Origin of the sequence: Methylorubrum sp. GM97, from assembly GCF_024347855.1 — a bacterium.
Lineage (GTDB): Bacteria > Pseudomonadota > Alphaproteobacteria > Rhizobiales > Beijerinckiaceae > Methylobacterium > Methylobacterium extorquens.
This window is the reverse complement of record NZ_AP025942.1, coordinates 579,778-603,160: the sequence shown is the minus strand read 5'-3', so window position 1 is coordinate 603,160 and position 23,383 is coordinate 579,778. Positions and strand designations below refer to the sequence as shown.

23 protein-coding genes are annotated in these 23,383 nt (G+C 69.4%); 7 read left to right on the top strand and 16 right to left on the bottom strand.

The features are described 5' to 3' along the window. Positions 1 to 19 precede the first annotated feature (19 nt). The 5 genes from MSPGM_RS02900 to MSPGM_RS02880 form a co-directional block, all read right to left on the bottom strand. Complete coding sequence (locus tag MSPGM_RS02900) at positions 20 to 1,723, bottom strand: flotillin family protein (RefSeq protein WP_003600485.1); 1,704 nt, start codon at positions 1,721 to 1,723, stop codon at positions 20 to 22. 36 nt (positions 1,724 to 1,759) lie between these two features. Beyond that, positions 1,760 to 2,428, bottom strand: a complete 669-nt coding sequence (locus tag MSPGM_RS02895) for an OB-fold-containig protein (RefSeq protein WP_003600484.1) — start codon at positions 2,426 to 2,428, stop codon at positions 1,760 to 1,762. Further along, positions 2,425 to 3,564: a PspA/IM30 family protein gene (locus MSPGM_RS02890; RefSeq protein ID WP_012752116.1), complete on the bottom strand. Its 1,140-nt coding sequence runs from the start codon at positions 3,562 to 3,564 to the stop codon at positions 2,425 to 2,427. The genes MSPGM_RS02895 and MSPGM_RS02890 overlap by 4 nt, the downstream gene beginning before the upstream one ends. Before the next feature lie 262 nt (positions 3,565 to 3,826). After that, entirely contained in the window at positions 3,827 to 5,524 is a 1,698-nt protein-coding gene (locus tag MSPGM_RS02885; protein ID WP_003600482.1) for a methyl-accepting chemotaxis protein, read from the bottom strand. A gap of 231 nt (positions 5,525 to 5,755) precedes the next feature. Beyond that, on the bottom strand, positions 5,756 to 6,205 hold the full coding sequence (locus tag MSPGM_RS02880; protein ID WP_003600481.1) for a tRNA (cytidine(34)-2'-O)-methyltransferase: 450 nt from the start codon (positions 6,203 to 6,205) through the stop codon (positions 5,756 to 5,758). Between the two features lie 140 nt (positions 6,206 to 6,345). On the opposite strand from MSPGM_RS02880, the gene MSPGM_RS02875 reads away from it, so the two are divergent. The 3 genes from MSPGM_RS02875 to MSPGM_RS02865 all read left to right on the top strand — a co-directional run bounded on the left by MSPGM_RS02875 (position 6,346) and on the right by MSPGM_RS02865 (position 10,058). Further along, positions 6,346 to 8,202 carry an ABC transporter ATP-binding protein gene (locus tag MSPGM_RS02875; RefSeq protein WP_012752114.1) on the top strand — a complete coding sequence of 619 codons (1,857 nt, stop codon included), beginning with the start codon at positions 6,346 to 6,348 and terminating at the stop codon, positions 8,200 to 8,202. Between the two features lie 24 nt (positions 8,203 to 8,226). After that, a complete protein-coding gene (locus tag MSPGM_RS02870; protein ID WP_003600479.1) occupies positions 8,227 to 9,645 on the top strand; it encodes an MATE family efflux transporter in 1,419 nt (472 codons plus the stop codon). 65 nt (positions 9,646 to 9,710) lie between these two features. Further along, positions 9,711 to 10,058, top strand: a complete 348-nt coding sequence (locus tag MSPGM_RS02865) for a DUF3140 domain-containing protein (RefSeq protein ID WP_003600478.1) — start codon at positions 9,711 to 9,713, stop codon at positions 10,056 to 10,058. A gap of 11 nt (positions 10,059 to 10,069) precedes the next feature. Here MSPGM_RS02865 and mtnA read toward each other — a convergent pair whose 3' ends face one another. The 6 genes from mtnA to MSPGM_RS02835 form a co-directional block, all read right to left on the bottom strand. Further along, positions 10,070 to 11,167, bottom strand: a complete 1,098-nt coding sequence (gene mtnA / locus MSPGM_RS02860) for an S-methyl-5-thioribose-1-phosphate isomerase (RefSeq protein WP_261926148.1) — start codon at positions 11,165 to 11,167, stop codon at positions 10,070 to 10,072. 142 nt (positions 11,168 to 11,309) lie between these two features. Beyond that, a complete protein-coding gene (locus MSPGM_RS02855) occupies positions 11,310 to 11,513 on the bottom strand; it encodes a DUF1902 domain-containing protein (RefSeq protein ID WP_003600476.1) in 204 nt (67 codons plus the stop codon). 124 nt (positions 11,514 to 11,637) lie between these two features. Further along, complete coding sequence (gene serA / locus MSPGM_RS02850; protein ID WP_003600475.1) at positions 11,638 to 13,245, bottom strand: phosphoglycerate dehydrogenase; 1,608 nt, start codon at positions 13,243 to 13,245, stop codon at positions 11,638 to 11,640. A gap of 157 nt (positions 13,246 to 13,402) precedes the next feature. Next, positions 13,403 to 14,578 (bottom strand): phosphoserine transaminase, encoded by a 1,176-nt coding sequence (locus MSPGM_RS02845; RefSeq protein ID WP_003600471.1) that lies wholly within the window; start codon positions 14,576 to 14,578, stop codon positions 13,403 to 13,405. Positions 14,579 to 14,751: 173 nt separating this feature from the next. Next, positions 14,752 to 15,474, bottom strand: a complete 723-nt coding sequence (gene trmD, locus MSPGM_RS02840) for a tRNA (guanosine(37)-N1)-methyltransferase TrmD (protein WP_012752111.1) — start codon at positions 15,472 to 15,474, stop codon at positions 14,752 to 14,754. A 109-nt stretch (positions 15,475 to 15,583) separates the two neighbouring features. After that, entirely contained in the window at positions 15,584 to 15,901 is a 318-nt protein-coding gene (locus MSPGM_RS02835) for a hypothetical protein (protein WP_003601540.1), read from the bottom strand. Positions 15,902 to 16,010: 109 nt separating this feature from the next. Here MSPGM_RS02835 and MSPGM_RS02830 point away from each other — a divergent pair, with 109 nt between their 5' ends. Together MSPGM_RS02830 and MSPGM_RS02825 are read left to right on the top strand one after the other, a co-directional pair. Further along, the gene (locus MSPGM_RS02830) at positions 16,011 to 16,742 is read left to right on the top strand and encodes a class I SAM-dependent methyltransferase (protein WP_003601542.1); all 732 of its coding nucleotides are present in this window, start codon (positions 16,011 to 16,013) and stop codon (positions 16,740 to 16,742) included. Positions 16,743 to 16,810: 68 nt separating this feature from the next. Further along, positions 16,811 to 17,605: a DUF4239 domain-containing protein gene (locus tag MSPGM_RS02825; RefSeq protein WP_003601543.1), complete on the top strand. Its 795-nt coding sequence runs from the start codon at positions 16,811 to 16,813 to the stop codon at positions 17,603 to 17,605. A 7-nt stretch (positions 17,606 to 17,612) separates the two neighbouring features. On the opposite strand, the gene rimM is transcribed toward MSPGM_RS02825, so the two are convergent. The 5 genes from rimM to MSPGM_RS02800 form a co-directional block, all read right to left on the bottom strand. Next, on the bottom strand, positions 17,613 to 18,284 hold the full coding sequence (rimM, locus tag MSPGM_RS02820) for a ribosome maturation factor RimM (protein ID WP_003601545.1): 672 nt from the start codon (positions 18,282 to 18,284) through the stop codon (positions 17,613 to 17,615). 124 nt (positions 18,285 to 18,408) lie between these two features. Beyond that, positions 18,409 to 18,771 (bottom strand): 30S ribosomal protein S16, encoded by a 363-nt coding sequence (gene rpsP, locus MSPGM_RS02815; RefSeq protein ID WP_003601547.1) that lies wholly within the window; start codon positions 18,769 to 18,771, stop codon positions 18,409 to 18,411. Next, positions 18,771 to 19,118 (bottom strand): chorismate mutase, encoded by a 348-nt coding sequence (locus tag MSPGM_RS02810; protein WP_003601548.1) that lies wholly within the window; start codon positions 19,116 to 19,118, stop codon positions 18,771 to 18,773. The genes rpsP and MSPGM_RS02810 overlap by 1 nt, the downstream gene beginning before the upstream one ends. Further along, on the bottom strand, positions 19,115 to 20,677 hold the full coding sequence (gene ffh, locus MSPGM_RS02805) for a signal recognition particle protein (protein WP_003601551.1): 1,563 nt from the start codon (positions 20,675 to 20,677) through the stop codon (positions 19,115 to 19,117). The genes MSPGM_RS02810 and ffh overlap by 4 nt, the downstream gene beginning before the upstream one ends. Positions 20,678 to 20,695: 18 nt before the next feature. Continuing rightward, the gene (locus MSPGM_RS02800; protein WP_003601553.1) at positions 20,696 to 20,917 is read right to left on the bottom strand and encodes a hypothetical protein; all 222 of its coding nucleotides are present in this window, start codon (positions 20,915 to 20,917) and stop codon (positions 20,696 to 20,698) included. Positions 20,918 to 21,215: 298 nt separating this feature from the next. Here MSPGM_RS02800 and MSPGM_RS02795 point away from each other — a divergent pair, with 298 nt between their 5' ends. Both MSPGM_RS02795 and MSPGM_RS02790 read left to right on the top strand, forming a co-directional pair. Next, positions 21,216 to 21,722 (top strand): hypothetical protein, encoded by a 507-nt coding sequence (locus MSPGM_RS02795; protein WP_003601555.1) that lies wholly within the window; start codon positions 21,216 to 21,218, stop codon positions 21,720 to 21,722. A gap of 546 nt (positions 21,723 to 22,268) precedes the next feature. Next, entirely contained in the window at positions 22,269 to 23,354 is a 1,086-nt protein-coding gene (locus tag MSPGM_RS02790) for an aromatic ring-hydroxylating oxygenase subunit alpha (RefSeq protein ID WP_003601556.1), read from the top strand. The last annotated feature ends 29 nt before the right edge of the window (positions 23,355 to 23,383 follow it).

The window sequence follows — 23,383 nt, the reverse complement described above, 5'->3', positions numbered from 1 at the left end:
CTTCGCTGTTTCTTTTCGGTCACTCGGCTGCGGCGGCATGCCCGTTGGCGGCCGGCTCGACGGCCGTGCCGTTCCGCAGCCCGCCGACCAAGGTATCGAGGCTGCCCTTGCCCTCGGCGAAGCCCGCCTCGTTCAAAATCGCGCCGAGGATCGGGCTGTTGTACTGGTAGCGCAGCAGGTGGCCCGAGAGGCTGTCGCCGAAATTGGCCGAGACTCCGCCGGCGCCGTTGCCGCCGCCCATCATCCCGCCCGCATCGAAGATGCGGATCGAGTCGATTTTCTCCACCGCCCGCATGCTCTCGCGCAGGGCATCCGGGATGATGCCGAGGCGCTTGAGGCCGGTCTCGAAGGCGCGGGCCTCCGCCGACAGCGCGTTGCGGGCCTCGTTCATCACCCGCTCGCGCTCCGCCTCGGCCTGTCCGAGCTTGGCGATGGCCTCCGCTCGCGAGGCGGCGGTCGCCTCGGCCTCGGCCAGGGTGATGATGGCGTTGGCCCGGTCCTCGGCGGCGCGCCGCTCGGCCTCCGCCGTCACGGTGACGCCGGTCGCCTCCCGCTCGGCCTCCTGCTTGGCGGCGATGACGGTGACCTCGCGCTCCCGCTCGGCGATCTCCTTGGCTTTGGCCGTGGCGACCCGCTCCTCCGCGGCGACGGCGAGCGCCTCCGCCGCCTTGGCGGCGGCACGGGCCTGCGACTCCTTCTCGGAGCGCTCGGCGATCTTGATGGCGTTGTCCTGAAGGATGAGCTGACGCTCGCGCTCGGCCTCCGCGTTGCGCTGGGCGATGGCCAGATCCGCCTCGATCCGCGCGCCCTCCGAGTTCTTGCGCGCCTCGGCCTCGCGCAGCCGCACCACCTGCTCGCGCTCGATCCGCGCGGTCTCCTCGCTCTGCTGAGCGCGCTGCTCGGCCTGGGCGGTCTCGGCCCGGGTCTCGGCGGTCTTGTTGGCGATGTCGCGCTCCTGGGCGAGTTCCGCCTCGCGGGTGGTGCGCTTGATCTCGAGCTGCTTGAGCGCGGTCTCGCGGTCCTTCTCGGCCACCGCGACCTCGGCGTCGCGCTCGGTGGCGTTGCGCTCCTTGCGGCGCTGCTCGGTGATCTCCTTCAACCGCGCGAGGCCTTCCGCGTCGAACGAGTTGTCGGGGTTGAAATGCTCGATCGAGGTCTGATCGAGGCGGGTCAGCGAGGCGGATTCGAGTTCGAGGCCGTTATGGCGCAGATCGCCCGAGACCGCCTCCTGCACCCCCTTCACGAAAGCGGCGCGCTTCTCCTGCAGGTCGGGCAGGGTCATTCCGGCGGCGACCGAGCGCAGGGCATCGACGAACTTCGCCTCGATCAGCTCGCGCAGCAGCATCGCGTCGTTGGTTCGGTCACCCAGCGTCTGGGCGGCGAGCGCGATCGACTCCTCCTTGGGCTCGACGCGGACGTAGAACTCGACGGTGATGTCGGCCCGCAGACGGTCCTTGGTGATCAGGGACTCGTTGCCGGAGCGCTTCACTTCGAGCCGCAGAGTGTTGAGGTTCACCATGGCGATGGAGTGGAACACCGGCAGCAGCACCGCGCCGCCATCGACAACGACCTTGCGCCCGCCGAGACCCGTGCGGACGAAGGCGGTGTCCCGCGTCGTGCGCCGGTAGAGCCGGCTGAACACGAAGCCGATGCCGAGCAACGCGACGACGATGATGCCGGCGATCACCAGCAGGTTGACGATGCCGGGGCTGATCAAATCCATCGTGAGCGACCCTTTCGGTGGGGAGAGAAGAAGCGATCAGAGATCCGGCGCGGCGGGCACCGCGACGTAGACGGCGTCGGCCCGGTCCACGATCAGGACGCGGGCGCCGGCTTCCATGGCCGGGGCTCCGGGCGCGGCGCGGGTGCGCAGGAAGTGGGTGTTGCCGTGGCGGTCCAGTGCCCGGACTTGGCCCGGAAGGCCTTGGTCGAGCGGTCCGAGGGTGACCTCCGCCGTCGCGCCGATCAGGTCATCGGCGCTCACGACGTAGCTCTCGTCCCGCGGGATCAGCCGGGCGATGGCCTTGGTCGAGACCCGCAGGGCCGGCAGCGTCGCCGCCCCGGCGACCGGAACCGCCAGGAGGGCGGGCAGGGGCGCGATGACGGCTGCGGCGAGGCCCTGCACCACGAAGCCCACGAGGGCGAAGACGGCGAGTGCCAGGATCAGCAGGATCAGGAAGGGCACCCGGCCGAGATTGATCCACGACATCACCGCGGCGGGCGAGAAGGCGGCGTCTGCATCCGCCGCGCTCGTCAGGTCGCCGCCGCTTCCCGCCTCGTGACCGAGAGCACCGTCCACCAGCCCCGAGAGGGACTGCCCGAGGAGGAGGGACAGAGCCTCCACCGCGACGAGGCCGGCCATCACCACCGCCGCCAGGGTGAAGGGGAACAGGGCGGGGCCGGCGAGGGGGCCCACCAGCGAAGTCATGAGGGCCGGCCCTGCTTGAGCGCCGCGAGCCGGCGCTCGATGGTATCGTCGCGGTGCAGCCGGTCGAGTTCCTCGACCGAGGGGTCGGCGACCGAAGAGGCGGTGCCGGTCACCCGGTCGATCGCCCGCAGCGACTGTTCGAGCTGGCGGGTGCGCGTCGCCTCCTCGCTTCCGTAGCCGTCGAGCGGATCGGCCGCCTTGGCCGGGGGCTTGCGCAGGAGCGCGATACGGTGCTCGGCGTCGCGCCGGGCGGCGGTGGCCGCCTGCATCGCTTTTGTCGCCGCCCCGTGCCGCTCGGCGACGTCGGCAAGGCTCGAATCGATCGCCTCGATCTGGCTCTCCAAGTCGAGCTGCCGCGCGATGCCGGCCCGCGCCAAGTCCTCGCGCCCGTTCGAGAGCGCCAGCGACAGTTTCTCGGGCAGCGCCCGCAACTCGCCGTCGAGCTGGCCGCGGCGGGCGGAGAGACGGTGCTCCTCGGCCTTGATTTTGCCGAGGTCGAGCCGCGCCTCGTGGATGACGGCGTCGATCTCGCGCAGCGCTTGCTCGGCCACCGCGAGGCCGTTGCGATCCTCCACCGCTTCGAGAGCGGCGTTGGAAAGGCCGCCGATGATCCGGCCGACACGGGTCAGGATGTTCTCAGTCATGCGGGTCTCCTCCTGCGGTGCGGTGACGGAGACGCCCACCTGGATGGTGAGCGCGTCGCCCGCGATGGTGAGGCGGGCGCTGGAGAGTTCGCGCCAGGGGCCGTCGTAGCCCTCGACGCGGTAGGGCATCGTGCGCCGGCCGTTCATCGTGGTCAGCGCGATCTCCGAGGCGCCCTTCACGCTGAACAGCTTGTCGTCGAGCGGCATCGACGTGACCGTCTCGGGGTCGAACCCGGCGGCGCGCTGGGCGAAGTCGCGGATGCCGAGCGTAACGAGCCGCGCGGGCAATCCGGTCTCGTCGCGCACCCGCTGGTAGCCGTGCTCGATCAGGGCGACGACGTTGGCGCGCAGGCCCTGCTCGCGGCGGATCTCTTCGAGCAGAACGAGCATCCGCCGATAGGCCGCGAGCAGGGCGAACACCGCCGCAAGATCGTCCGGCTCGGGAAGGAGCCGGTAGGTGAGGCGAGAGGGAAGAGTTCCTGAACGGGTCACGAATCGAAGCTAAAACACCGTTTTGGTGTCTTCAAGCGTCGCACACGCTTAGGATGTAACATTCGAGCGTTATTTCCCGTGATGAGTGTGCTGAGGCACATCGATCCCAACCCGGCGGGTTGGCGTCGCGCTGCGGTCATTGAGCCGTCACGCGACGGCCGTGCGACGTGCCTCTGCGATTCGCCGGTCGGCGGATCGGACGGCAATAAAAAAGACCCCGCCCGCTGGGGCGAGGTCTCTCGGTCGCGCCGTGGTGCGTGGGTCAGGCGGCCCGGACGGTCGCGAGGAAGCGCTGCACCTCCGCCGACAGGTGTTCGGATTGTCGCGACAGCTCGGCGGACGAGGTGAGCACCTGGCTCGCGGCGATGCCGGTCTCCTCCGAAGCCTGGGCGACCCCGGAGATGTTGCGCGTCACCTCGGCGGTGCCGCTGGAGGCCTGCGCCACGTTGCGCACGATCTCCTGCGTGGCGGCGCCTTGCTGCTCGACCGCTGCGGCGATCCCGGCCGCGACGTTGTTGATTTCGCGGATCCGGCTCGTAATCACACCGATTGCCGCGACGGCCTGATCCGTGACGCCCTGGATCTCGCCGATCTGACCCGAGATCTCCTCGGTGGCGCGCGCGGTCTGGCTGGCGAGTTCCTTGACCTCCGTGGCCACGACCGCGAAGCCGCGACCGGCTTCACCCGCCCGCGCCGCCTCGATCGTGGCGTTCAGCGCGAGCAGGTTGGTCTGGGAGGCGATGTTGGAGATCAGCCCGACCATGTCGCCGATCCGGGCCGAGGTCGTCCGCAGCGCCTGAACCAAGTGGGTGGTCTGGTCGGCCTCGCCCACGGCGGCCTGGGCCAACCCGGACGAGCCCTGCACCTGACGACCGATTTCCTGGACGGAAACCCCCAGCTCCTCGGCGGCGGCCGCGACCGTGCCGACATTGGAGGCGGCTTCCTCGGCCGCCGCGGCGACGGTCGTGGACTGCGAGGCCGTCTCGGTGGCGGTTGCGGTCATCTGCTGCGCGGTGGCCTGCAGCTCGGTCGCCGAGGCGGACACCATGCCGACGATGCCGCCGACCGCCGCCTCGAAGCCGTCGGCCAGTTCGACCATCGTGCGCTTGCGCTCGGCCGCTGCGGCTTCGTCCGCGCGCCGACGCACCTCGGCCTCCTCGGCCGCCTTGCGGGCCACCATGGCCTTGATGCCCTCGACGGCCCGGCCGACCGCACCGATCTCGTCGCCGCGGGCGGCCTCCTTGATCTCGGCCTCGATCTCGCCGCGCGCCATCTGCTGGAGGACGCCCACCAGGCTTCCGAGCGGGCGGGTGACCGACAGCACGACGATCGAACCGGCCAGCGCCATCGCTCCCAGCAGGCCCACGACCGCGAAGCTGATGAGCATGGAGGTGCCGCGATCGGCGTCCTCCGTCGCCTTCACCTTCGCCGCGGCAAGCTCGCTGGCCAGCAGCGTGGAGCGGCTCTGCATCCATTCGTTCAGCTTGAGCCGCGCCGGGATGCCGACATCCCGCGCGATCCGGAACGCCTCGTCCCCCTGCTGACGCAGGCCGAGGTCGTAGACGCGATCGAGCGTCGCGAAGAAGCTCTCGATATCGCGCCGCACGGCCTCGTTGGCGACCCGCCGTTCGGGCGTGTCGGCCAAGGCGAGAAGCCGGTCGGCGCCCTCCCGTGCCTCGGTCATGCCGGCCTGCTGGCGCGTCCGGAAGCGAGCCTTGTTCTGCGGATCGCTCTCGAGCAACATGTTGCGGTCCATCACCGCGGCCTCGGTGATGCCGCCCCGCATATGCAACAGCGCATCGAGGCGCACGGCCTGGACGTCGACGATCCGGGCGGTCTGTTCCGAAAGGCCGCGCATCACGTCGCGGGCGTAGGCGATCAGGCCGGCGCTGATCATTACAGTCAATGCGAATGGTAACGCAATTTTAACTAATAACTTCGCGTTGCTGAAAATGTTCATTGAACTATCCTAAAATTCGGCAGAACGCCTAAAACTTATTCAGCAACGTGCCTCGTGAAATCTGAGTTAACATTTGCAATAGGATGAGCCCTTGTCGCAGGGGGTTCAACGAAGCCGTGCGGCTCCGAGGAAGGCTCTGCCCATCCGCTCCGAACGCAGCCGGGCCCCTTGGCGTCAGCGGCCATCAGTGGGTGCCGCGGACGCGCTCGACCCCACCTGATCACCTGCCCTTCATCCCACTTGCCGGATCGCCTCGCCCAGCATCATCGCGGCGCAGACCGCGACGTTGAGCGAGCGCAGGCCCGGCCGGATCGGCACCACCACGCGGGCATCGGCCGCCGCGTGAACCGCTTCCGGCACGCCGGCGGATTCGCGGCCCATCAGCAGGCAGTCGCCGTCGCGGAACGCGTGCTGCGTGTAGGGTACCGAGCCGGTGGTGGTGGCGAGCACGAGGCGGATCCCGGTCTCGCGCCGCCACGCCTCGAAGGCCTCCCAGGAACGGTGCCGGGTGATCGCGACGTGGTCGAGATAGTCGAGCCCCGAGCGGCGCAGGTGCCGGTCGGACACGTCGAAACCCGCGGGCTCGATGATCTCCACGGCGATCCCGAGGCAGGCAGCCATGCGCAGCATCGTGCCCGTGTTCTGCGGGATGTCGGGCTGGTAGAGGGCGAGGCGCAGCATCGGCGGGGAGGGATTGCGAAGGGGCGAGGCGAGTTAGGGCAAGGCAGGGCAGGGTTTTGCCTGCGGCATGGGCGCAGGGTTGGCCCGGCGTCAAGGAGGCTTACCTCAGCCTCTCATTCCTCACTTGGTCTCACAAAAACATGTTCCTCGATTGGCTCGAGCGCCGCATCGATCCGTTCGCGCCCTTCGACGACCGGCGCGTGCCGCCGAAGACGGTGCTCGGTTTCGCAGGGTTCTATCTGCGGCCGATCCGCTTCGCGCTGCTGGCCCTGTTCGTCATTGCCGTGGTCGCAGGCGGCATCGAGGCGTCGCTCTACCTGCTCATGCGCTGGTTCATCGACCTGATGAACGCGGCCGACCGCACCACCGTGCTGAGCGACAACGCCGTGCCGCTGACGCTCGCCGCGCTGCTGCTCCTCGTGGTGCGCCCGCTGGCGGCCTTCCTGCACGAACTGGCCTCGAACCAGCTCATCGTGCCGCAATCGACCAACCAGATCCGCTGGCGCACCCACCTCTACACGCTGGGGCACTCGCTCTCGTACTTCCAGGCGGATTTCGCCGGGCGGCTCGCCAACCGCACGGTGCAGGTCGGGCCGGCGGTGCGCGAACTCGCCGTCGTGTTCATCGACACGCTGCTCTACGTGGCGATCTACGCGGTCACCGCAATTGGGCTGTTCTCCTCGATATCCGGCTGGCTGGCGCTTCCCGTCGTGCTCTGGGTGGTGGCCTATGCCGGGCTGACGGCGTGGTTCGTGCCGCGCGCCCGCAAGCGCTCGCACCTCACCGCCGAGACCCGCTCGACCCTGATCGGCCGGGTGGTCGACAGCTACACCAACATCCTCACCGTCAAGCTGTTTGCCCGCGACCGCGAGGAGCGCGCCACCGTGCGCGATGCGGTCGATACCCACACGCGGGCCTATCTCCACCAGTTCCGGCTCACCACGCTGACGACGAGCCTGCTAGCGGGGCTCAACAGCCTGCTCCTGTTCGCTACCGCCGCCGTCTGTTTCGCGCTGTGGCAGCGCGGTGCGCTGACGACCGGCGAAGCCTCGGCCGGTCTCGCGCTGATCCTGCGGCTGATGGCGATGTCGGGCTGGGTGATGCAGACCGTGCGCGGCGTGTTCGAGAATGTTGGCGTGATCCAGGAGAGCATGCAGACCATCGCCCGTCCGCACGGCCTCACCGATGCGCCCGATGCGAAGACGTTGCAGGTCACCGGCGGCGAGATCCGCTTCGAGAACGTCGATTTCCACTACGGGCGGGGCGATGCCAGCATCATCGAGGACCTGTCCTTCCAGATCCGCCCCGGCGAGAAGGTCGGGCTCGTCGGCGTCAGCGGCGCAGGCAAGAGCACCATCACCGCGCTGCTGCTGCGCCTGCACGACGTCGAGGGCGGTCGCATCCTGATCGATGGGCAGGACATCGCCGGGGTGACGCAGGATTCCCTGCGCCAAGCCATCGCCATGGTCAGCCAGGACACCTCGCTGCTGCACCGCTCGATCCGCGACAACATCGGCTACGGTCGCCCGGATGCCACCGACGCCGAGATCGAGCAGGCGGCGCGGCTGGCGCATGCCCACGACTTCATCCTCGACCTCGTGGACCACAAGGGTCGGCGCGGCTACGACGCCCATGTCGGCGAGCGCGGGGTGAAGCTTTCGGGCGGGCAGCGTCAGCGCATCGCGATTGCCCGCGTCATTCTGAAGGACGCGCCGATCCTGATCCTCGACGAGGCGACGAGTGCCCTCGACAGCCAGGTCGAGGCGGCGATCCAGGAGGCGCTCGACACGCTGATGAGCGACAAGACTGTGCTGGCCATCGCCCACCGGCTCTCGACCATCGCCGCGCTCGACCGGCTGATCGTGATCGACAGCGGCCGGATCGTCGAGGAGGGCACCCACGCCGAACTGATCCGCCGGGGCGGGCTCTACGCCGACCTGTGGCGGCGCCAGTCCGGCGGCTTCCTGGGGGATCGGGCGCCGGCTCCGGCCTCCTGAGCAAACCAACGGAGCTGCGAAAACGTGACGTCTTCACCGAGCCTCGCGGCCGGCGCCCTCGGGCGGCCGCCGGCTTCGCCCTGGCTCGACGAGCTGCGCGCGACGCTGAAGCTGTCGGCGCCGCTCGTCCTCATCAATCTCGCCCAGCACGGTCTGGTCGCCTCGAACGCGGTGCTACTCGGTCGGCTCGGCGCCGAGCCCATCGCCGCGGGCGCGCTGGCCACCAGCCTCTACCTGCTGCTGTTCATCGGCGGCATCGGCCTCACCTCCTCGGTGGCACCCCTCGTCGCGGAGGCCGTCGGGCGGGCGGCGGGCGCGGGGGCGGACGAGGTGCGGCGCACGGTCCGGGCGGGCCTGTGGGTCGGGTTCCTCGTGACGCTCGCGCTGATGCCGGGGCTCTGGTTCACGGAAGGGCTGCTGCTCGCGCTCCACCAGGAGCCGGCCGTCGCCCGCGAGGCCGGCGCCTACATGCGGGTGCTGCAATGGTGGATGTTCCCGGCCCTCGCCTTCATGGTGCTGAAGGGCGCGCTCGCCGCGCTCCAGCGCCCGGGGCCGCCGCTTGCTGTGAGCCTTGCCGCGCTTCCGCTCAACATCGCGCTCGGGGCCTTCTTCGCCTTCGGCCCGCCGGACCTCGGCATCGTCGGCGTCGCGCTCGGCACCGTGATCACCGAGTTCCTGGCGATCGCTGCCCTGGTCGCGGTGATCCGGCTCGATGGGGGCCTGCGCCGCCACCGCATGTTCGCCCGCCTCTGGCGCTTCGATGCCGAGCGCGTCGCCCGCGTCGTGCGGGTCGGCCTGCCGATGGGCGTGGCGGGCATCGCCGAGGCTGGGTTGTTCGAGGCAGCCACGGTGGCGATGGGCACCTTCGGCACGCTGCCGCTCGCCGCCCACGCGATCACGCTGCAGATCGCGGCGACCTGCTTCATGGTGCCCAACGGCATCGGGCAGGCGGCGACGGTGCGGGTCGGCCGCGCCTATGGTGCCGCGGACCGGGCGGGTCTGCGCCGCGCGGGCGCCGTCGCGCTCTGGCTCGGCTTCGGCTTCATGGTGGCCTGCGCGCTGGCGCAGCTCTTCGCTCCGCACACGCTGATCAACCTGTTCCTCGACGCCGAGGCGCCGGGCGCGGCGCAGGTCTATCCCGTCGCCGCCGGCTTCCTGATCTTCTCGGCGCTGTTCGCGATTTCGGACGGCGTGCAGTCGGTGGCGCTGGGCGCCTTGCGCGGCTTGCAGGACACCAAGGTGCCGATGCTGATCGCGCTGTTCGGCTACTGGGGCATCGGCGTGCCGCTCGGGGCGGCGCTCGCCTGGGGCGCTGGTATGGGCGGACGCGGGATCTGGGCGGGCTTCTGCGCCGGCCTTCTCGTGGTCTCGGTGGCACTGGTGATCCGCTGGCGGCGACTGAGCGCCGGCCGGCCGCGCGTCCCAAGCGCGCAGCCGGCGTGAGGCCGGAACCGCGTCCGAAACGCCCCCGTTCTCGCCCCGACGATACCGGGAGGACGAGGGGCGCCATGGTCGAGAAAGACGATCACGAGACGATCTGGAAGGACTTCAAGGGTGCGGTGAACATGACCGCCTCGGCCCTCGAAAAGTTTCTGGAGACCGACGAGAGCCAGTCGGTCGGCCAGAAGAAGGACGGCGGCGAGGCCACCGGCCACAAGGAGGGCCGGCGCATCGTCGAGATCCTTCACAAGAAGAAGGCCGACCTCAGCGACGATGACTACGCTCACATGAAGAAGGTGGTGGGCTACGTGAACCGCCACCTCAAACAGGGCGGACCCGAGGACAAGTCCAAAACCGAGGACTCACCCTGGCGGCTGTCGCTGATGAACTGGGGCCATGATCCGCTGAAGGACTGACGGTCCGTTCGTCAGGCGGCCCGGCGTCGCTCCGGATAGAGCCCGGCCAAGCCGTCCTCGGAGGCGTCGCAGACGCCGCGCTCGGTGATGATGCCGGTGACGAGGCGGGCGGGCGTCACGTCGAAGGCCGGGTTGGCCACCGGGCTTCCCGGTGAGACCACGGCGACGGTGGCGAAAGCGCCGTCGTCGGTGCGTCCGGTGAGATGAGTGACCTCGCGGGCGTCGCGCTCCTCGATCGGGATGTCGCGCACCCCGTCGGACAAGGTCCAGTCGATCGTCGAGAACGGCAGCGCCGCGTAGAACGGGATGCGGTTGTCGGTGGCGGCCAGCGCCTTCAGATAGGTGCCGATCTTGTTGCAGACGTCGCCCGACGCCGTGGTGCGGTCCGAGCCGACGATGCAGACATCGACCTGCCCGTGCTGCATCAGGTGGCCGCCGGCATTGTCGGCGATCACGGTGTGCGGCACGCCGTGGGCGTTGAGCTCGAAGGCGGTGAGCGCCGCGCCCTGGTTGCGCGGCCGGGTCTCGTCCACGAAGACGTGGATCGGCACGCCGGCATCGTGCGCGACGTAGATCGGCGCCAGCGCCGTGCCCCAATCAACCGTGGCGAGCCAGCCGGCGTTGCAATGGGTCAGCACGTTGACCGGCCCATCCTTCTTCGCGGCGATCTCGGACAGGATCTTGGCACCGTGCTCGCCGATGGCGCGGCAGCTCGCGACGTCCTCGTCGGCGATGGAAGCGGCCTCCGTGAAGGCCAGCGCCTCGCGCGCCGATTGCGGGGCGCGGCGCAGCACGGCGGCCATCCGGTCGAGCGCCCAGCGCAGGTTGATCGCGGTCGGCCGGGTTGCGGCGAGCGTCGCGGACGCCCGCTCGATCCCCGCCTCGCTCGCATCCTGCCGCATGGCCAGCGCTATGCCGTAGGCGGCGGTGACGCCGATCAACGGCGCGCCGCGCACCACCATGGTGCGGATCGCCACCGCGGCATCGTCGAGGCTTGCCAGCCTCTTGAGTTCGAAGGCGAAGGGCAGCCGGGTCTGGTCGATGACCATGACGGCATCGCCGTCGGCCTCGGGGAAGATGGTGCGGTAGGGGCGGCCGTCGATCTTCATGGTGTGCTCGCGCGTGAGAGCATCGGCTCGGCCGCGGCCAGGGCCGTCCGGAGCGATGCCTGACGATGTCTCATCGCGCGAGTGTGTCGCCAGGATGGCCCCGGGCGGTCAAGCCGTCCGAGGCCGTCTTTCGACGGCGTTTTCAGCGCTTCACCCGTTCGACGTAGATGTCGAGATAGGCGCCGTCGTCGAGGCCGAGCAGGTCGCGGATCATGCCGGGCAGCTTGCACAGCAGGGCCGGCATGGTCGGCGCCTCGGTGGCGAGGCCCGGCACCGGCGAGTCGTGCACGAAGAAGACGCCAGCCGCCTCGTCCCAGGCGCAGCGAACGGTGAATTTGCGGGCCATCGCGCGGTCCTCTTGGTCAGGGGGAAGGGGGGACGGCGCGGGAAGCGCCGTGCCGTCACGGTCGAGGGGGCGGTCGGGATCGTCCGCCGGGGGCTTGCCGGCCTCAGCCGAGGGCTTGCCGGCCTCAGAAGCGTACGGGGCGGACACGTTTCACCTGTGGGATCGCTTCGATCGCCTTCAGAACCTCGGGAGAGACTTCGGCATCGACCGCCACGAAAGCGATGGCGTTGCCGCCCTCGGCCTCGCGGCCCATCGCGAAGGTCGCGAGGTTGACGCCCGCCTCGCCGAGCACGGTGCCGAAGCTGCCGACGAAGCCCGGCCTGTCGTGGTTGCGCACGTAGAGCATCAGCGGCGCGAAGGGCGCGTCGATGTTGATGCCGCGGATCTCGATGACGCGCGGCTTGCCGTCGTTGAACACGGTGCCGGCGGCGTCGCGCGGCATGTCCTCGGCATCCACGGTGATGCGCACCACCGATTCGTAGTCGCTGGCCCCGCCCTCGCGCTTGATCTCGTCGATGACGATCCCACGATCCCGCGCGATCACGGGGGCCGAGACCATGTTCACCTCTTGCAGGATCGGGCGCAGCGCGCCGGTTACCGCTGCCGAGGTCAGCGCCCGGGTGTTCATTCCGGCCACCGTGCCCTCGTAGGTGATGCGGATGCCCTTGATCGGCGCTTCCGTGAGCTGGCCCAGGAACGAGCCGAGTTTTTCGCACAGGGCGACGAACGGCTTGAGGCGCGGCGCCTCCTCGGCCGAGATCGAGGGGAAGTTGATCGCGTTGGTGATGGCGCCGCTGAGGAGGTAGTCCGCCATCTGCTCGGCGATCTGGAGCGCCACGTTCTCCTGCGCCTCGGAGGTCGCAGCGCCGAGATGCGGCGTGCAGATCACGTTCGGGTGGCCGAAGAGCGGGTTCTCGATCGCCGGCTCGGTCACGAACACATCGAGGGCTGCGCCCGCGACATGGCCGGAATCGAGGGCGGCACGCAGCGCAATCTCGTCCACGAGGCCGCCGCGGGCGCAGTTGACGATGCGCACGCCGCGCTTGGTCTTGGCGAGGTTTTCTTCCGAGAGGAGGTTGCGGGTCTTGTCAGTCAGCGGCACGTGCAGGGTGATGATGTCGGCCCGCGCCAGCAATTCGTCGAGTTCGACCTTCTCGACGCCGATCTCGAAGGCGCGCTCCGGCGTCAGGAAGGGGTCGTAGGCGATCACCTTCAGCTTGAGCCCGATCGCCCGGTCGGCGACCACGGCGCCGATATTGCCGCAGCCGACGACGCCGAGCGTCTTGGCCGTCAGCTCGACGCCCATGAAGCGGTTCTTCTCCCACTTGCCGGCCTGGGTGGAGGCGTCCGCCGCCGGGATCTGGCGGGCGAGCGCGAAGATCAGGGCGATGGCGTGCTCGGCGGTGGTGATCGAATTGCCGAACGGCGTGTTCATCACGATCACGCCCCTGGCGGTCGCGGCCGGCACATCAATCGTGTCGACGCCGATGCCGGCGCGGCCGATCACCTTCAGCCGGGTGGCTTGCGCCAGCAGCTTGTCCGTCACCTTGGTGGCGGAGCGGATGGCGAGGCCGTCATATTGGCCGATGATGGCGGCTAGCGCCTCCTTGTCCTTGCCGAGGCCGGGCTGGAAATCGACCTCGATGCCGCGATCGCGGAAGATCTGGACGGCGGCGTCGGACAGGGCGTCGGTGATGAGGACCTTGGGCTTGGTCTGGGTGAGCTTAGGCACGGGAAGCACCTCGCATCATGCGGGCGCGCAGGATCGCTGCCTCGCACGGAGGCATGGCCGGTCGCCGCGTCGCGCGGGACATCACCGGCGGATCGCTGGAGCGCGTCAATAAGCAAATGGCCGGTCTCGCGACCGGCCATCATGACGTCTCAGACCCTCAGGCCGCCGCGGCGGCGAGCGCCGCCTTTTCCTGGGCGAAGGCCCAGTCGAGCCAGGGGGTGAGCGCCGCGAGGTCGGACGCCTCGACGGTGGCCCCGCACCAGATGCGCAGGCCGGCCGGCGCGTCGCGGTAGGCCCCGAAGTCGAAGGCGACGCCTTCTTTTTCCAGCCGCGTGACGAGGGCGGCAGCGAACGCCTTCACCGCGGCATCGCCCTTGGCGAGCACGTCCGAGTCGGTGATCACGAGGCAGACGCCGGTGTTCGAGTAGGTCGCCGGATCCACCGCGAGATGGCCGATCCAGGGGGTGCGCGCCACCCAGTCGTGGATCACCCGCGCATTGGCGTCCGCCCGCGCATGGAGCGCGTCGAGGCCGCCGATGCTCTGCGCCCAATTCAGGGTGTCGAGGTAATCCTCGACCGCGAGCATGGAGGGCGTGTTGATGGTCTCGCCCTTGAAGATGCCCTCGAGCAGCTTGCCGCCCTTGGTCAGGCGGAACACCTTCGGGATCGGCCAAGCCGGCGTGTGGCTCTCGAGGCGCGCGACGGCGCGGGGCGAGAGGATCAGCATGCCGTGCGCGGCCTCGCCGCCCATCACCTTCTGCCAGGAATAGGTGACGACATCGAGCTTGTCCCACGGCAGCGGCATCGCGAAGGCGGCCGAGGTCGCGTCGCAGATCGTGACGCCCTCGCGGTCGTCGGCGATCCAGTCGGCGTGCGGAACCTTCACGCCGGCGGTGGTGCCGTTCCAGGTGAAGACGACGTCGTTGTTCTTGGTATCGATCGCATCGAGCTTGGGCAGGATGCCGTGCTCGCCGACATGCACCTTCGGGTCGATCCGGAGTTCCTTGAGCGCGTCGGTGACCCACTCGGCACCGAACGAATCCCAGGCCATCACCTCGACGGGCTTCGGCCCGAGCATCGACCACATCGCCATCTCGACGGCACCGGTATCGGAGCCGGGGACGATGCCGATACGGTAATCGGCGGGGATGCGCAGAACCTTGCGGGTCAGCTCGATGGCTTCGGCGAGCTTGGCCTTGCCGACGGCCGAGCGGTGCGAGCGGCCGAGCGCGGCACCGGAGAGGGCATCGAGGCTCCAGCCGGGACGCTTGGTCGTGGGGCCGGACGAGAAATAAGGCACGCGCGGACGCGCGGCGGGCATTTGAGCCGTCATGTCATCCATCCTTCCAGATGGTTGCCTCCCGTTGGGGGGAGGTGTCCCGCCGCTGGAGATGACGGATCACGCGCCACAATGCAAGCGGCCATTCCTGCATTCAGTGCCGTGTGTGCTGCCGGTGACAGAACGATCGTTCAGTTGCCGGAAGAATAGATGTGGTGAAGTTCCATCTAAGGTTCGTCCCGCTTCAGCAGGTCGGGGCGGCGCGCCCGCGTCAGCGCACGGCTCTGCTCCGCCCGCCAGCGGACGATGGCGGCGTGGTTGCCGCCCATCAGCACATCGGGAATCGTCCGGCCCTCCCACTCCCTCGGTCGGGTGTAGTGCGGGTATTCGAGCAGCCCGCCCTCGAAGCTCTCCTCGACGCCCGAGGCATGCTTGCCCATCACGCCGGGCAGCAGGCGCACGCAGGCGTCGATGAGCACCACGGCCGCGATCTCCCCGCCCGACAGGACGTAGTCGCCGATCGAGACCTCCTCCAACGCGCGCGCCTCGATCACCCGCTCGTCCACACCCTCGAAGCGGCCGCAGACGATGATGGCGCCGGGACCCTCGGCCAGCGCCCGCACGCGGTCCTGCGTCAGCGGCCTTCCGCGCGGGGACATGAGGAGGCGGGGGCGGGGATCGTCCGCCGGCGCCGCGGCGTCGATGGCGGCGCCGAGCACGTCGCAGCGCAGCACCATCCCGGCCCCGCCGCCGGCCGGCGTGTCGTCCACGTTGCGGTGGCGGCCGAGCCCGTGCTCGCGGATCTGACGCGGCTCCAGGCTCCACGTCCCCCGGCCGAGCGCATCCCCCGACAGCGAATGACCGAGCGGACCGGGGAACATCTCCGGGTAGAGAGTCAGGACGGTGGCACGCCAGGGGGCCGCCGTGCCGGGGAGGATGGTCTCGCTCATGCCGCTTGATGGCGGCGGCGGGCGGGCCGGTCAACGGAGGCCGCCCGCCGAACCATCGTCATGAGCGGTGGGCGTGGGCGTTCAAAAGACGACGGTACCGACGCGACGGTCAGCGCCCGGCCATCGGTGCCCGACGCTTCGGTGCGGGATTGCGATGACTCTTGAGCCGCCGTTGCGGGCGCGGGCGGATGCGGCGCTCGGCCGGGTCCATGCCGGGCTCGGCGTAGGGCTCCGGGGAATATCCGGACGGCCGGTTCACCGTGGAAAGGCCGAACGGATCGGGCGAACCCATGGGAAGCCCGACCGTCGCGCCGGGCATGCCCTGGGCCTGGGCGAGGTTCGCTGGGAGGAGCGTCAGCGCCAGGGTGACGGAGGCCGCGAGGATCGCGTGGCGAAGGATGCGAGAGCGAATCAGCGGGTTGTGCATAGGGTTCTCGTTCGCGCCTGGGTTCGGACCTGCATCCACAGAACGGGGACGGTTCACGAAGGTTCGCCCCGGCCGGTGCGTTCCGCGCATTTGTGCGTTGGAAGCCGGCATGATCCGCTTTGTTGCCGCCCTCATCCTCCTGTCTCTTCCGGCCCTCGCGGCCGAGCCGCTCGCGCCCCCCGGCGCGCCGGCCGAGCGATTCCCGAGGCCGGATCGCCCGGTCGCCGAGATCGTCGCGCCGCAATGGGCGCACGAGCGGGAGCGGGACAAGGCCGATGAGGTAGGGCAGGTCGCCCGCCTGATGCGGATCGCCCCCGGCGAGACGGTGGCCGATATCGGCGCGGGCAGCGGCTACTACGTGTTCCGTCTGAGCCCCCGCGTCGGCCCGCAGGGACGCATCCTCGCGCAGGACATCACGCCGGATTACCTCGCCGATCTGGAGCGCCGGCTCGCGGAATCGGGGTTGTCCAACGTCACCGTGGTGCGCGGCGAGGCGTACGACCCGCGCCTGCCACCCGGCTCGGTCGATGCGGCGGTGCTGGTCCACATGTACCACGAGATCGCCCATCCCTTCGGCCTGCTCTGGAATCTCGCCGCTGCGATGAAGCCCGGCGGCCGGGTCGGGATCGTCGATGCCGACGCGATCCCCTCGCGCCACGGCACGCCGCCGAAACTCCTGCGCTGCGAACTCGCTTCCGTCGGCTACCGCGAGCTGTCGATGACGCGGCTGAAGGGCGGGGTCGGCTATCTCGCCGTCTTCGAGGCGCCATCACCGGATCGGCGGCCGGGACCGGAGACGATCCGCCCCTGCCGGGACGAGGCCACGCGCGAAAGGCGCTGAGGCGTCTTTACCGAATCGGAGGGGTTGGCCGGCCACGCTGCCGGCCCGTCCTCGTAATCCGCTCGGCAATGATCCTCGACCTCTGGCTCGACCAACCCGTCTGGTTGATGTTCACCCTCCTCTCGGGCGTCTTCCTCGCGCTCTGTCTGCTGTTGAGCCTGCTCTCGAACCTGCCGTGGACGCGGTCGGGGATGCGCCTGCTCGCGACCGGAATCGTGCCTCCCTATATCGGCGTGATCGCGGTGCTGCTCTCGCTGCTGACGGGCTTCGTCGCCAACGATGCCTGGGAGCGCCAACGGCAGGCCAGCCGCGTGGTCCAGGCCGAGCGGTCGCACGCGCTCGCGGTCTACGATCTCAGCATCGCCTCCGCGCCGGACATGAGCGGCCTGCGCACCTCGCTGTTCGCCTATCTCGATGCCGTCGTGAAGGAGGAGTGGCCCTCCATGGCCGCGGATGGCGCCTCGGCCCCGGCCGTCGGCCAAGCGCTCGGCCGCCTGCTCCAGACGGCGGCCGACCCGCGCACGGCTGCGGAGGCGGGCGAGGCGACCTATGCGGCCCTTCTCGAAGCGGTGATGCAACTCCGCTCGGCCCGCAGCGAGCGTCTGGCCCTCAGCGCCGCGCGCAGCGACGAGAGCAAGTGGCTGACGCTGCTCGTACTCGCCGTCCTGACGCTGACATCGATCGCCCTCGTCCATTGCGAGCGCCCGTTCGCGCAAGCGACGACACTTGCGCTGTTCTCCGCCGCGATGGTGACGACGCTCAGCGTGATCGCGATGCACGAGCGGCCCTTTGATGGGCCCCTGGCGCTGTCGTCCGAACCGATCCGCCTCGCCCGCGTCGCGATGGAGGCGGGCACACGCTGATCGGTGATCAGCCCGGATCGTCGGCGGGTTTCGGCCCCGGCGGGGCGAACAGATCGTCGGGCGGGTCGGCGACGACCTTTCCGCCGGCGATGTCGAGGCTCGGCACGAACGCCTTGGTGAAGGGCAGGAGCGCGGTCGGGCCGCCGGCCGCCGGGCGGATCTCGAGCAGATCGCCGCCGCCAAAATTCGGCACCGCCACGATGGTGCCGATCACCGTCCCGGCGCCGTCCTCGACGGTGAGGCCGATCAGGTCGGTGAGGAAGAACTCGTCCTCGTCCTCCACCTCGCCCAGACGCTCGCGGGCGATGGCGAGGGTGACGCGGTTGAGGGCTTCGGCGCCGCTGCGGTCGTCCACGCCCTTCACCCGCACGATCAGCAGGTCGGGGGAGCTACCGGCGGCGGGCCGGACATTGGCGAGTTCGAGGGTGCGCCCGTCGGAAGAGTGCAACGGACCGTAGCCCGCGATCGCCAGGGGCTCGCTGGTATGGGATTTCAGCCGGACTTCGCCGTGCAGCCCGTGCGGCCGGCCGAACTCGCCGAGCAGGACAAGCCCCGGATCGGGGGAGGCGGACGGGGTGGGAGCGGCGGCGTGCGGCTTACGGGCTGAGGTGATGGCCTCCGTAGGGAGGCGTTCGGACCGCGCAGGTCCGCGCGATGAGGATCCGGGGCGGCGGGCCATGCAGTCTGCCTGTCTCGATCGGTCAGATGTCCCGCCCCGGACCAAGCCGGGTCCGCCCGGCTTGAGCGGACCGGAGCGGATCCCGGGCAAGCCCGGGATCCGTCGTGGGGAGGGACGGCCTGGCTTACGCCGCGGCGTCTTCGGCCGGGGCGGCAGCCTTCTCGGCACGCTTGGCGGCGCGCTCCTTGGCCTTCTCGCCCGGCTCGGCCTTCTGCGGGTTGTTGCGGGTCGGGCGCTTGGCGAGGCCGGCGGCGTCCAGGAAGCGCAGGACGCGGTCGGTCGGCTGCGCGCCCTTAGCGAGCCAGGACTGGATCTTCTCGTTGTCGAGCACGATCCGGGCCGGATCGTCCTTGGCCTTCATCGGGTCGTAGGCGCCGACCTTGTCGATGAAGCGGCCGTCGCGCGGGGCGCGGGCGTCGGCGATGACAATGCGGTAGTACGGGCGCTTCTTGGCGCCGCCACGGGTGAGACGGATCTTGAGGGACATCAGTCGTTCCTTTCGGTGTCGGGTTTCGCGGTAGTGTTCTGATCGACGCTTTCGGCGATCGTCCGGTGGTGCCGAATGACTTCCTTGACCACGAAGGCGAGGAATTTCTCGGCGAAATCGGGGTCGAGCTTGGCTTCGACCGCGAGATTTCTCAGGCGCTTGACCTGACGGGCCTCCCGATCCGGATCGGAGGGAGGCAGACCCTTGCGGGCCTTCAACTCGCCGACCCGCTGGGTGCAGCGGAAGCGTTCGGCGAGCAGATGGATGAGCGCGGCATCGAAGTTGTCGATGCTCTCGCGCAGGCTTGCCAGCTCGGGATCGATTCCTTGCGCGGACAAGATTGTCATTTCTTCTTACCCGGCAGGAAGCCGCCCAGCCCCGGCATCTTCGGTCCGCCTAGACCCGGCAGGCCCGGCATCTTTCCACCCCCGAGCCCCGCTGGCATCGGCGGCAGCTTGCCGCCGAACTGCTTCTCGATCTCGGCGATCTGCTCCGGCGTCGGCTCCGGCATGCCCGGCGGCAGCTTCATGCCGCCCGGCAACCCGCCCGGCATGCCACCGCCCAGACCGAACATGTTGCCGAGCGCCTGGCCGATGCCGCCGCGCTTGCCCGAGCCCATCGCCTTCATCATGTCGGCCATGGTCCGGTGCATCTTGAGGAGCTTGTTGATCTCCTCGACCTTGACGCCGGAACCCGCCGCGATGCGCTTCTTGCGGCTGTTCTTGAGCAGATCGGGGTTCTTGCGCTCGCCCGGCGTCATCGAGGAGATGATGGCGCGCTGGCGCTTGAACATCTTCTCATCGAGGTTGGCGCCCTCGACCTGCTTCTTCATCTGCCCCATGCCGGGCAGCATCCCCATCAGGCCGCCGATGCCGCCCATCTTCTCCATCTGGGCGAGCTGCATCGACAGGTCTTCGAGGTCGAACTTGCCCTTCCGCATCTTCTCAGCGGTGCGCAGGGCCTGCTCGTGGTCGATGGTCTCGGCCGCCTTCTCGACGAGCGAGACGATGTCGCCCATGCCGAGGATGCGGTTGGCCACCCGCTGCGGGTGGAATTCCTCCAGCGCATCGACCTTCTCGCCGACGCCGACGAGCTTGATCGGCTTGCCGGTGACGGCGCGCATGGAGAGCGCCGCGCCGCCGCGGGAATCGCCGTCCATGCGGGTCAGCACGATCCCGGTGACGCCGAGGCGCTCATCGAAGGCGCGCGCGGTGTTGACCGCGTCCTGGCCGGTGAGCGCATCGGCCACCAGCAGGACTTCGTGGGGTTTCGTCGCCGCCTTGACCTCGGCGGCCTCGTTCATCAGGCCCTCGTCGACCGTGGTGCGGCCGGCAGTGTCGAGCATGACCACATCGAACCCGCCGAGGCGGGCGGCTTCCATGGCCCGCTTGGCGATCTGCACCGCCGACTGGCCGGCGACGATCGGCAGGCTCTCGACCTCGACCTGCTTGGCGAGCACCGCCAACTGCTCCATCGCCGCGGGACGCCGCGTGTCGAGGGAGGCGAGCAGCACCCGGCGCTTGTCACGCTGATTCAGCCGCCGGGCGATCTTGGCCGTGGTGGTCGTCTTACCCGAGCCCTGGAGGCCGACCATGAGGATGGCGACGGGAGCGGGTGCGTTGAGATCGACGACGCTGGCATCGGTGCCGAGCATCGCGATGAGCTCGTCGTTGACGATCTTCACGACCATCTGGCCGGGCGTCACCGACTTGAGCACGACGGCGCCCACCGCCTTCTCGCGCACCTTGTCGGTGAACGAGCGCACCACCTCCAGCGCCACGTCGGCTTCGAGGAGCGCGCGGCGCACCTCGCGCATGGCGGCGGTGACGTCGGCTTCCGTCAGGGCGCCGCGGCGTGTCAGGCCGGAGAGGATACCGGAAAGGCGGTCGGAAAGGCCTTCGAACATGTGTCGCGTCAGCCTGGGCTACTGGTGAAGGCCGGCATTGGCCACGCGGCGCGCGCGGAGCGCATCCTCGAACGAGGCCACCGCACGGGCGAACTTGTCCCGGCACGCCGCATCGCAGAAACCGACCACCGCACCATTGTAGAGGGTCAGCGCCTCGGGCACGATCGGCTTGCCCGACCACGGGCAGAGGTCGTTGACCGCATCCTCGATGCGAAGGGTGGTGTCGCTCGCGGGCGCCATGGCAGGGCTCGTTTGACGCTTCGGCGTACGCCCGGCAACGACAAGGGCGCCCGAGGGCGCACACGCGCTGTCGGACGTTGACCTCCGGCCCCTCGGGCCGGTCGGCGGCTCATCGTGACGTTCGAACGTCGAAATGGAGCCGGGCGGATAGGCCCTGGCCCGCTCCAAGTCAATCCCAAGCCCGTTTCCCGGGGCGATCCCGACGGAGGGGTTGCCCGCTGACCGATGCGGGCCTGTACCCGAAACGGACGTAAGCGGATGGTTAAGCTTTACTCTTCGTTAAGCATGTTGGGGTCTGATGCTCGTCAACGCACCGCTGGAGGTGCCCGAGGACTTCCCGATGTCGGAACCCGCGCGACAGGCCCCGTCTCCCGAGCCCGGTCTCCGGTCTCCCGCTGCCACCGCGCCGCTGCGGGATTGGCTCGCCACCATGCGCACCGCCATGTCCGACACGCCTGCCGTCGAGACGCGTAGCGCGGAGCCCGCTCCCGCCGAGCCGGACGCCGAGGCCCGCAACAGCGGCTGGTCGCCCCGCCTCGTCTCCGTCGCCGCGAAGTCGACCGAAGCCGCCGACGAGGACGTCGCCGAGATCATGGCCGAGAACATGATGCTGAAGGCTCGGCTCCGGCTGGAATCCGAGCGCCGCGACGAGCTTCAGGTCATCCTGGCCCAGGAAATCCGTGAGCTGCGCGCCCACATCGCCGAAGAGGTCGGCAAGATGGACGACCTGCGGACCGAGCGCGATCTCTGGCGCGCCCGCTGCGAGGCCCTGGCTGCCCCGCTGTTCCAGGTTCAGCACCGCTGAGCTGTCCTCAAGACACTAGAAATGCGAAGGGCCGCCCCGAGGGGCGGCCCTTCCATTGTCGAACCGGTCAGTCCGACGAAACCTGCTGAGATCCCGCGGGTGCGTTAGGCGCACACGCCGGAGGCAACAGTCCAGGTCTTGGTCGTCGGCGACGGCTGATGACAATGAGACACTGGATCACCTCCTTTCGTTCGTTGCGGATGAGCCCAAGGTAGGGGTGATTTTCGCCGTGCGAAAGAGCCTTGGCGGCCGATCCGGTGCGTTGTCTCGCCGCGGTGCAGCATGCGGTCCCGCCGTGGCAATCGCTGACAGCGATTCCCCCGGCTTCTCTTCCGGCCTCAAGCGCCGGCGGTCGCCTGCGCGACCTTAGGCTTTCGCTCCTCTCGATATTTTTCAGGACCAAGATCCTGAAAACCCGCTTCGCGCGGCGAAGCCGCCCAAGCGGCTTCGAGCGATGGCCTTGAAGGTCTCATATTCGTGCCGCTGGCCGCAGGGCGGCGAGGAGCCTAAAGAGGGCGCCCGTCAGCATCGGGCCCTTCAGACGCCATGTCCTCCGCCACCGCCCCGCGCATCTCCGCCGACGACGCCCTCGATCCGCGCGCCATGCGCGAGCCGTTGTCGAACGCCTGGTACTGCGCCGGCCGCGCCTCAGCGGTCGTGGGCGGAAAGATGCGGGCCGTCGCGCTCAACGGCGAGCAGGTCGTGCTCGGCCGGGCCAAGGACGGCAGCCTGTTCGCGCTGCGCGATCGCTGTCCCCATCGCGGCATGGCGCTTTCCAAGGGCAAGTTCGACGGCGACACGCTGATTTGCCCGTTCCACGGCTGGCGCTTCGGGACCGACGGGCGCTGCCGCGACGTGCCGACGCTCTCCGCGCACGACGCCTCAGACTTTTCGCGCATTGCGGTCCAGCGCTTCCCCATCGTCGAGAGCGCGGGCTTCCTCTGGGTCAACCCGCATCTCGGCCCCTCCGACCCCGGCGCCGTGCCGGCGGTGCCCTCCCTCGATTTCGAGCCGGCCGGCTGTCTCGTTCTCGAACTGGAGGTCGAGGCTTCGTTCGACCTGACGACGCTGAGCCTCGTCGATCCGGGCCACGTCGCCTTCGTCCACGACACGTGGTGGTTCCGGCCCTCGAAGGAGCTGCGGGAGAAGGTGAAGACCTTCCAGCCCGTGCCGCACGGCTTCGTCATGACGAGCCACGCGACGACGACGAGTTCGCCGGTCTACCGCCTGCTCGGCGGGGCGCCGGAGGTCGAGATCGAGTTCCGTCTGCCCGGCGTGCGGCTGGAGCGGATCAAGGCGGGCGCGAAGCGCGTGGCCAACTACACCTTCGCCACGCCGATGGGCCCCAACCGGACGATGCTGACCAACGCGCTCTCTTGGAGCATGCCGGCGCTCAACCTCCTGAAGCCGATTGCCCGGCCGCTGATGCGCCAGTTCCTGACCCAGGATCAGCAGGTGCTCCAGCACGCGCAGGCGGGCCTCGACCGCAAGCCGACCATGGTGCTTCTCGGCCAGGGCGATCTGCCCTCGCAATGGTATTTCCGCCTCAAGCGCGAGGCCCTGGAGGCGGCGCGCGAGAGCCGCCCCTTCGCCAACCCCCTGACCCGCCAGGAGCTGCGCTGGCGCTCGTGAGGCCCTGCGCCGCGCTTGAACCGCGGACC